The organism is Streptomyces sp. 130, assembly GCF_007096885.1.
Taxonomy (GTDB): Bacteria; Actinomycetota; Actinomycetes; order Streptomycetales; family Streptomycetaceae; genus Streptomyces.
Window position 1 is genome coordinate 26,018 of record NZ_VJNO01000056.1, and the last position, 9,005, is coordinate 35,022.

Below are 9,005 nucleotides of genomic sequence, written 5' to 3' on the forward strand. Positions count from 1 at the left end.
TTTTAAGTACGTCTTCATGGAGCTGGCGACACGCACAGGAGGAACCCATGACCATCAACGCAAGCGAAGCGCGGAAGGACTTCTTCGGTCTGATCCGTCGCGTCACCGAAGACCACGCACCGGAGCGCGTCACGTCGAAGGCGGGCACCGTCGTGATCATGTCCGAGGAGGACTACAACGCCTGGGAGGAGACGATGTACTTGATGCGCTCCCCCCGCAACGCCGCCCGCCTCATGCGCTCCATCGAGCAGATGGATGCCGGACACGGCACGGTACGAGACCTGATCGACACGGAGGACGCGTGAAGACGTCGTTCTCGGACGACGGGTGGGAGGACTACACCCACTGGGCCGACACCGACCGCAAGACGCTCCGCAGGGTCAATGACCTCATCCAAGAGATCAAACGGACCCCTTTCGAAGGCAGGGGCAAGCCCGAGCCGCTGAAGGGGAACCTGTCCGGCTGGTGGTCCCGCCGCATCACACAGGAACGCCGCCTGGTCTACCGCGTCACCGACTCCGGCGGCCTGGAGATCATCCAGGCCCGCGACCACTACTGACCGCCAGTGCCGGAAGGGGCTCACCGGCGGGGCCCACATGATCTCGGCGACGAGACCCCGCCGGGGCGGCGAACTCGCACCAGACGATCTTGCCCGGGTTGCGTTCGCCGACCCCCCATGTGGACGCCAGTGCGGCGACCAGCATCAGGCCGCGCCCGCGTTCCGCCGCGGGGTCCGGGTCCGGAGCCGCCTCCGGGACCTCACCGTCGCCGCTGTCGTGGATCTCGACCCTGAGCCGGGCCTCGGCGCGGTCCCAGTACAGGAACAGCCGGTAGCCCCGCCCCGGCGGCACGCCGTGTACGAGCGCGTTGGTCGCGAGTTCGCTCACGCAGAGCAGCACGTCATCGGTGTCCACATGATGCCCCTCGCACGCCCAGTCGAGCAGGGCCTGCCGTACGAACCTCCGCACGAGCGGGACCGATCGCCGCTCCCGGCGGTAGAACGCTTCGCGGAATTCGAGGAGTTGAGTCGTTTCGTTCACAGGACGACGGTCACATAACGTCACTGCGATTGTGCACCGAGTCAGCTGGTACGGAGTCGATGTACGACCGCTGACAAGCCATCACGTCGAATGTCGCGGAACAACGCCGCGCCGGCGAGAACACGCTCGTGCCGGTGGTTCGGCGCAGACATGCGGACGCGTCCGCCCGGTCTCAGAGACTGGGCGGACGCGTCCGACTTCCGCTGGTGAGGGTGTTACGAGCTGTAGCGCTCGAAGAGCATCACCCGGTTGTAGGTCCAGCCTGTTGCGGCCGTCCAGCTCTTGACGGGTTCACTGAGGGTGCCGTCCGCCTTGGCAGTCCAGGTGATAGTTCTGACGCTGCCGTCGTCGTAGCCGTAAAAGGCTCCGAGGTCGTCACGGCCGTCACCGTTGTAGTCACCCGTGGTGATCTGCATGTGGTCGCGCCAGTACTGACCTTCGGCCACGTTCCAGATCTCGGTGCGGTTGCCGAACTTCCCGTCGGCGCCGCTGGGATTGAAGCTGACTACGGCGTCATGGCCGTCGGCGTAGTCGTACCAGGTGCCGAAATCGTCGCGCCCGTCGCCGTTGAAGTCACCGGAGAGCACGCTGGTGCGGTCGGGGCTGCCCCACTTCGCATCTTCCCAGCCGCCGAGCGGTTCACCGAAGCCACCGTCCGGCTTCGCCGTGAAGGTGAAGAGCTTGGAATTCCCGTCCGCGTAGCCGTAGAAGACGCCGATGTCGTCGCGTCCGTCAGCGTTGTAGTCGCCGGTGGTGAACTTCATCCGGGTCGCGGTCCAGCCACTGGTCTTGGAGAACGACGAGAACGGCGCGTTGAAGCCGCCGTTGGCCTTGGAAGTGAAGGTGAAGAGCTTGTCCGCGCCATCAGCGTAGTCGTACCAGGCCGCGACGTCGTCGCGGCCGTCACCGTTGAAGTCACCGGACTGGACCTTGATGCGGTCCCACGTCCACTGGCCGGCGGGCACGGTCCAGGAACTGACGGGCTCGGAGAACTTGCCGTCTCCAATGGCCAGCCAGGTGAACAAGGAGACACTGCCGTCGTCGTATCCGTAAAACGCGGCGACATCACCGCGGCCATCACCGTTGAAGTCACCGGTGGCGAACTTCATGTGCTCCGCCCACCAGGTGCCCTTGGCCTTCTCGTAGCCGGTTCTCGGCTCCTGGAACTTGCCGGCCGAGTCGGCAAGGAATGTGTGGATCTTGTCGCTTCCGTCGGCGTAGTCGTACCAGCTCGCCATGTCGCTGCGGCCGTCGCCATCGTAGTCATGACGCATGACGGTGCCACTCGACCACTGCGACTCGTTGTCGGCGTTGTAGATAACGAGGTTGCCGCGGTCCTGCAGAACGGCCGCGCCGCCGGCTGCGGAGGTCTTCGACTCCCACAGGACGGTGGTGCCGTCACTGTCGAGGAGGGTGAGGTTGCCGGCCGAGGTGAAGCGGGCGCTGGCCCCAGGGTGCCCGGCAGTGTGGGTGGACCACAGTGTCGTGCCTGTTCCGTTGGCGATGATGACCAGGTTTCCGTCAGCCTGCATGGTCAGTCGGACGGAGTTGGAAGTCAGAGTGTCCCCGGGCAACAAGGAAGAGTTGGCGGTGATCTTGTTCCCGCCCACGATGTTGTCGACGCGGGCACTGATGGCGTCGGTGCGGGTTTCCTGGCTGCCGAAGCAGCCCCCTTGCCAGGAGCGGCTGGCCAAGGCCACCAGTTCATAGCCACCGCCGGCCTTCGATCGGACGATCGGCGCTCCGGAGTCGCCCGCGCAGATGGCGTCTGCGGCAGTTTTCCCCGTGATGGCCAGAGTGGTCGCATCGACGGAGTTCACCGTGAAGGAGGCGGTGTGGAGCTTGGTCGGTGCCCACTCGTCCTTGGTGCGGCCGAAACCGGCTACCTTCAGCTCTTCGCTAGTGGCGGGAGCTGCTGTGGCGAAGGTGATGGGACTGACGCCTGTTGTGGGCTGCGAGAGGCGAGCCATCACGATGTCACGCCCTTCACGGGGAACCAGCTCCACAACGGTACGGACCTGCCCCGAGGTGGATGTCAGGTCCGGGCGGCCGATGGTGGCGGTGGTCGTCCACTTCGGGGCACCAGCGGCGACCTGCGGGGTGCTGGCGTCCGTGCTGAAGCAGCTGGCTGAGGTAGCGATCCATTGCGGCGCTACCAGCGCCCCTGTGCAGGAGCGCTGTCCGCCGATGTCCAGGCGGACCGCGAAGGAGTAGCTGGATTCGGTGGTCGAGGTTCCGGCAACAGCATTGGCCGGAGCGGATATGAGCATTGGCAGTGCGGTCAGGACTGTTACGGCGGCGGCTTGAACAGCCGCTCTGCTACGGGCACGCGAGCGAGACATGTCTGGGTCTTTCGATACGAGAGCTGCGCGCTATACGGGACTGGCCGTCCGGCAGAGGCAGTGAGCACGCGCGCGGGTCCCACGCGGCTCGGCAGCTGTATGTGAAGTTGGAGTGCACGGCCTGCTGACCGGGGAGTCAGTGGCGGGACGAGCCTGGGTCAGCCCGTAACACGCAGTTCGACCAGCACGGAGCGAAGCCCGGTGTCGCCGGATTCACCGACCCCCGTGAGAGAGTTTGCGGGTGCACTGACCACGGTGCTCTCACCTTCGGCGGTGAGCGTGGCGCGCACGGGTTGCTTCTGCGTCCAGAGGCTGAAGGTGTCAGGCAGTTCCAGCGTGAGGTAGCCGGCCTTCGCGTTGGTCCGGAAACAGAAGTTCCCCTTGCGCGACTCAACCATGATGTTTTCAGGATCGCGGCACTCGCCGAGGCTGGTGATGTCGGTGAGGACGATGTGCCCATCGCCCCGCTTGAGCGTGATACCGCGCTGTTCCAGCAGCGCGTCAGCCCCCGGGTAGGCGAAGTCCTCCACGCTGTACGGCATCTCGCCGTCGGCCACAGCCAACGGCACGGCTGTACTCAGGTCGTGCGGAGCAGCCTGAGCGGACGTCAGCGCGGCGACCCCGAGCAGCGCCGCGGCCAGGCCAGTGAATCCGATCAAAAGTGCATTTCGGGCACGCGATTTCGCCATGCGCTTCCTTCCCCAAGTGAAGATGAGATAGCGGAATCACCCCTTCCGCTTGGCGGAAGTAAAGCACATGTAAGGTTCCTGCAAGCATGCCCTCACGCATCGCTCACCTGCGGGGCAGCCGTGTCGGAACTGTGCAAACGCCGGGGCGGAGGCCCCGCGTGCGCACCCTTGACGACCACACCTCACCGTCACCGCATCCTCAAGTGGTCGCACCAGCCCCCGGTACCGCGTTGGGCATGTCGATCCGGGAACAGCCTTCTACACAGAGAAACGAAAATTAGGTGAAATATCCATATCGCCTCGTACAGGCGAGAAGTCAGAGCAGATCCCATCGGCGGAAGGCGGCTGGGGGGCTTGCAACCCGGGGCACCTGCGCCACCCTGCTCGCGGCCGCGCTGACAGCGACACTTCTGGGCTCCACCCCTGCGAGAGCAGATGACCCCGTTCCGGCAGCCAATCGTGGACTCGTGGTGGGCTACTGGCTCGATGGCGGAGTCGGCATTAAGGAGGCCGCGAAGAAGGCTCTCCTTGGCACGGACGACGAGATCCGTCAGTTCCTCACGGACGCGCCTGCCATCCAGCAGGTCGACGACCGTGTGGACGCATCCCGAGTCGTGAATGCCGGCGGCCCGGCCGTGCGCGCAGCCGCTACGCAGGCCCTCTCAGGCACACCAGCGGATGTCGAAGCCTTCTTGGACGAGGGCTGGAAAGCAGCACTCGAACAGGACCAGCGAGTGGAAGCTACGCGGGTCGTGCACTACGGCGGTCCGGGAGTCCAAGACGCAGGCACAGCGGCACTGCAGGGCACCGCCGCAGACGTAAAACAGTTCCTGGTCGAGGGCCAGTTCGATGCGCAGGAGACCGACGACAGAGTCGAGGTCACCAAGCTCTACAACTTCGGCGGCCAGAACATGAAGGCGGCCGCCATGCTTGCCCTGCAGGGGACTCCTGCGGACATCACGGAGTTTCTTGACGTCGGCCAGTTCATCGCGCGCAACCGCGACCAGGAACACGCCACTATCGCGCAACTGACCGCACAGGCGGAGAGCGCCGGCAAGGAAGCCGAAAAGGCAACCGACGAGGCGACAGAAGCCTCCGCCAAGGCAGTGGCAGCCTCTGCGCTCGCAAAGGAGGCCGCTAAGAAGGCCGCTACCGAGACGGAAGCCGCGAAGGACGACGCCAACCGTGCCTCGGTGAAGGCCGCACAGGCCGCTGACGCCGCCCGCGCGGCGGCCGATGCGTCACAGCAGGCGATCGGCGCGGCAAACGCAGCCAACCGTTCGGCCCGACGCGCATCACTGGCCGCCATGCAGACCGCGAGCGCAGCCGCAGCGGCGGCCGACGCGGCCAGCCGCGCATCAAGCGCCGCGTACGCCGCTGGCCAGGACAAGGGCCAAGCACAAGCAGCTCGCGACCGGGCCGCCGAGGCCCGCAAGGCGGGTGCGCTGGCCAAGAAGTCCGCCAAGGCGGCTGAGCAGGCCGGCAAGGCATCCCTGGCAGCCGCCGACGCAGCCGCTGCCTCGCGCAGCGCAGTCGGAAATGCAAACCAGGCAGCAGCAGCGGCCGACCAGGCGGCCGACTTCGCCGCAGCTGCAGGAGGCTCCTCGGCGGAGGCCCGGGCCGCAGCCGCAGAGACACGCCGTCACGCCGCCGAAGCCAATCGCGCCGCCAATGCTGCCGAGGCGCTGGCCCGGAAATCAGCTACCGCCGCCAATGAGGCACGAGATGCCGCAAACGCGGCTGCCACTCACGCCGAGAACGCCGCAGATGCCGCGGATGACGCGGCCGATCACGCGGGCGAGGCAGCCGACCAGGCTGCAGAAGCCACCGAACAGGCCACAGCAGCCAAGACCGCAGCAGACAGCGCCACGGCTGCCATGGCCGCCGCACAAAAGACCTTCGACCTCGCCCGCGAAACTGAGGCCGAGGACCTCAACACCCGCACCAACGCCGGGGTCGAAGCTGCTCTGACGCAGAAAACGACAGCGGAGACCTTCACCGCTGAGGTGGCCCAGACGGTCGTCGAGGGCCAAGCGATCGAGGACGAGGTCAAGGCTCTGGCCGCCGAGGCCGACAAGCCGGACGCCGACGAGGCTGCGATCGCAGTCAAGGGCCGGGCTGTGGCCTTGCAAGTGATGGAGTACTTCGGATCCTGGCGTCAGGACGCAGCCGCCGAAGCCCTGTCCGGTTCCGACACCGACGTGATCACATACCTGCGCACCGGATGGGACAAGGCGGTCGCCGATGAGGCGCGTCAGCAGGTGGCCGACCTGGCCTCAGGCAGCCCCTACGAAGCCGTGCGCACGGCCGCAACTCAAGCACTCGACGGCACGGATCAAGAGATACTCGACTTCTACACAAGTGGCCAGCACACTGCGGCCAACACCGACTACCGCGTAGAAGTCACCAAACTCGCCAACGACGGCGGCCCCGGAGTCAAGGAGGCCGCCCAGGAAGCGCTGGAAGACGGCAGCCCCACCGCGCTGCTCGACTTCCTCAGCAAGGGGCAGTACGCGGCCCAGCAAGCCGACGAACGCGTGACCGCTACCAGCCTGTTCAACGCCGGAGGCCCTGAGGTCAAGTCAGCGGCCAAGATTGCACTGGCCGGACCGATCGACGCCCTCCACGAATTCGTTCAGGCAGGCCAGTACATGGCCGCCCGCGAGGACGGACTTGCCGACACACACGTCGCTCAGGTCCAACGGCTCATCGCCGAGGGGCAGGAAATCGCGGCCACAGCGCGCAAGAACAGCGCGCTTGCCGCACAGGCTGCGTATATAGCTCAGGGCGCCTCTGCGGAAGCGGAGCAGGCCAAGGCGGAAGCCGATCAGAGCGCTCACGACGCCCAAGGCTATGCAGCCGCCGCTGATTCGGCCGCCGACCGTGCCGAAGCAAGCGCCAACAAGGCCAAGGCATCCGCGACCACTGCGCGCTCCGCCGCCGACCGCGCGAACCAGGACTCCGTCGCAGCCGAAGAGTCAGCCGCCCAAGCAGAATTCTCGGCGGAGTACGCGCGCACCTCGGCCTACGAGGCGAACGAGGCAAGCGACCGAGCCCGCGCCGACGCGATCGCCGCAGGAAAGAGCGCCACAGAAGCGGACGAGGAAGCCTCCGCAGCATGGAAGGACGTGGTCACGAAGCGAGAGGCCGAAGAAGCCGAAGCACGTCGCCTTGCCGCAGAACGGCGCAAAAAGGAACGGGAAAGCAAACCTAAGTGCTATGTCCCGATCAATCGGGACACCATGCCGGTCTGTGCCGGAGCTGCAATAGCCGGCAAGGCAGAAATGGTGTGGCCCAAGGTAGACCCCACGATAAAGGAGTTCGCCTGGGAAGTCCTAGGACTCAACGATGCCAAGAAGTGTGTGCAGGAGCCACAGCTGGGCCAGTGTTCCGTGGCGGCTCTGAGCTTCCTTCCGATCGGAAAGCTCAAACTTCTCAAGAAGAGCGTGGAGGGCGTCGAAGGGGCAATCGACAGCAGTCGAGCCGCGCGAATGGCCCAAAAATGCACCCAGTGCTTCCTCACCGGCACCAAAGTCCTCATGGCCGATGGTTCAACCAAGAACATCGAGTCCGTGCAGATCGGGGACCAGGTCAAGGCAACGGACCCAGTCACACAGGACACAGGACCGCACGAGGTCACCGATCTGATCGTCACTGAGGACGACAAATACTTCACGGAACTTACGCTCGCTACGCCCCGCGGCGTGGAAACGCTGACCGCCACGGAAGAACATCCCTTCTGGTCGGCATCCGAGCAGAAGTGGGTGGAGGCAGTCGACCTCGCTCCCGGCATGACGTTGCAGACGGACGCCGGCGAGACTGTCACCGTATCGGCCACAAGATTCTTCCGACAGCACGCAAGAACGTACAACCTCACCGTTGAGGGCCTGCACTCGTACTATGTGCTAGCGGGCGACACTCCGGTGTTGGTGCACAACAGCCGATGCCTGATCGCCGACATAGTTGGACCCCAGGGCGAAAAGCTATGGCTCCCGAAGGGCCGAAAAGCAATTGCAACAGCCAACAACCTGAAGGGATGGGTATACGAGATAAAGGAAACCGAGGCGAAGGCTAACAACTTTCACAAGAGCGTGCAGTACGTGCGCGTCATGGATCCCACTACCGGTGGGCCACATCCGTACCCCAACGGATACATCACCTACATCAACAAGGGAGGTCAGTTTGTTAACCCGTTCACAGGACAAACCGTCACCAAGGCCGACCCCTACTGGCACATCGAGATCCCATGAGACGCGTAGAAAATCTTTTCACTTCTCAAGAATTCAGCTCGACCTCGGAGGCCATCGACTGGGACCCGTTCAAGGAGGATGACGCCTTGGAGGATGCGCAGCTTCTGGATTCCAGGGTATGCCCGACCGCGAACCGTGCGGCCCTACTGTTCGATATGCGAACGGCGTCCTACTATCCGTCCGGGAATTCGGCACTCCTCGTGGTCCGCGGTCTGCGTTCTTTTCACTGGTCGGGTATGCCGCAGTCTCAGAAACTGATGGCATTCACTGCAGTTTCCAGTCGCCCCCACGAGATTGCCAATGAAGGATTTCGGCTAGAGCTGGAGTTCTTCCCAGACGGCATTCTCTCGGTCAGCGGGGAGCGCGCGGATTTCTACCTTTTGGAGGCCCACGACCTCCCCGAGGCTCCGCCCAGCTACCCTGACCTAGTTCTGGATCAAGTACGGCATGGGCTGCCGTGGTGGGATTCCGCCTGCACAGTACTGGCTTCATCAAGTGCGAGCAGCGACTGATCCGGCCGTACGTCTGACGCGGTCCACCGAATCCCGCTCTTGGCGGACCGCGTCGCGTTGGTCGCGAGTGCGCTCACACCGGGCAGCACGTCATCGGTGTCCACATGGTGCCCCTCGCACGCCCAGTCGAGCAGGGCCTGCCGTACGAACCTCCGCACGAGCGGGACCGATC

Annotated in this window: 7 protein-coding genes; 4 read left to right on the top strand and 3 right to left on the bottom strand. The window is 64.8% G+C overall.

The window, feature by feature from the left end; all coding sequences use genetic code 11:
• Nucleotides 1–47: 47 nt before the first annotated feature.
• The gene (locus FKN01_RS30270) at nt 48–305 is read left to right on the top strand and encodes a type II toxin-antitoxin system Phd/YefM family antitoxin (RefSeq protein WP_093705888.1); all 258 of its coding nucleotides are present in this window, start codon (nt 48–50) and stop codon (nt 303–305) included.
• The gene (locus FKN01_RS30275; protein WP_143625856.1) at nt 302–559 is read left to right on the top strand and encodes a Txe/YoeB family addiction module toxin; all 258 of its coding nucleotides are present in this window, start codon (nt 302–304) and stop codon (nt 557–559) included. The genes FKN01_RS30270 and FKN01_RS30275 overlap by 4 nt, the downstream gene beginning before the upstream one ends.
• Here the strand turns inward: FKN01_RS30275 and FKN01_RS30280 are convergent.
• The 3 genes from FKN01_RS30280 to FKN01_RS30290 all read right to left on the bottom strand — a co-directional run bounded on the left by FKN01_RS30280 (nt 534) and on the right by FKN01_RS30290 (nt 4,071).
• Nucleotides 534–1,040, bottom strand: coding sequence for an ATP-binding protein (locus FKN01_RS30280; protein ID WP_143625857.1), 507 nt, complete (start codon nt 1,038–1,040; stop codon nt 534–536). The genes FKN01_RS30275 and FKN01_RS30280 overlap by 26 nt on opposite strands.
• 215 nt (nt 1,041–1,255) lie before the next feature.
• Nucleotides 1,256–3,310: an FG-GAP-like repeat-containing protein gene (locus FKN01_RS30285; protein WP_260697076.1), complete on the bottom strand. Its 2,055-nt coding sequence runs from the start codon at nt 3,308–3,310 to the stop codon at nt 1,256–1,258.
• A gap of 230 nt (nt 3,311–3,540) precedes the next feature.
• Complete coding sequence (locus tag FKN01_RS30290) at nt 3,541–4,071, bottom strand: hypothetical protein (protein ID WP_143625859.1); 531 nt, start codon at nt 4,069–4,071, stop codon at nt 3,541–3,543.
• 467 nt (nt 4,072–4,538) lie between these two features.
• Here FKN01_RS30290 and FKN01_RS30295 point away from each other — a divergent pair, with 467 nt between their 5' ends.
• The gene (locus FKN01_RS30295) at nt 4,539–8,321 is read left to right on the top strand and encodes a polymorphic toxin-type HINT domain-containing protein (RefSeq protein ID WP_185993052.1); all 3,783 of its coding nucleotides are present in this window, start codon (nt 4,539–4,541) and stop codon (nt 8,319–8,321) included.
• A complete protein-coding gene (locus FKN01_RS32755) occupies nt 8,318–8,833 on the top strand; it encodes a hypothetical protein (protein WP_185993053.1) in 516 nt (171 codons plus the stop codon). Before FKN01_RS30295 ends, FKN01_RS32755 begins: the two co-directional genes overlap by 4 nt.
• The last annotated feature ends 172 nt before the right edge of the window (nt 8,834–9,005 follow it).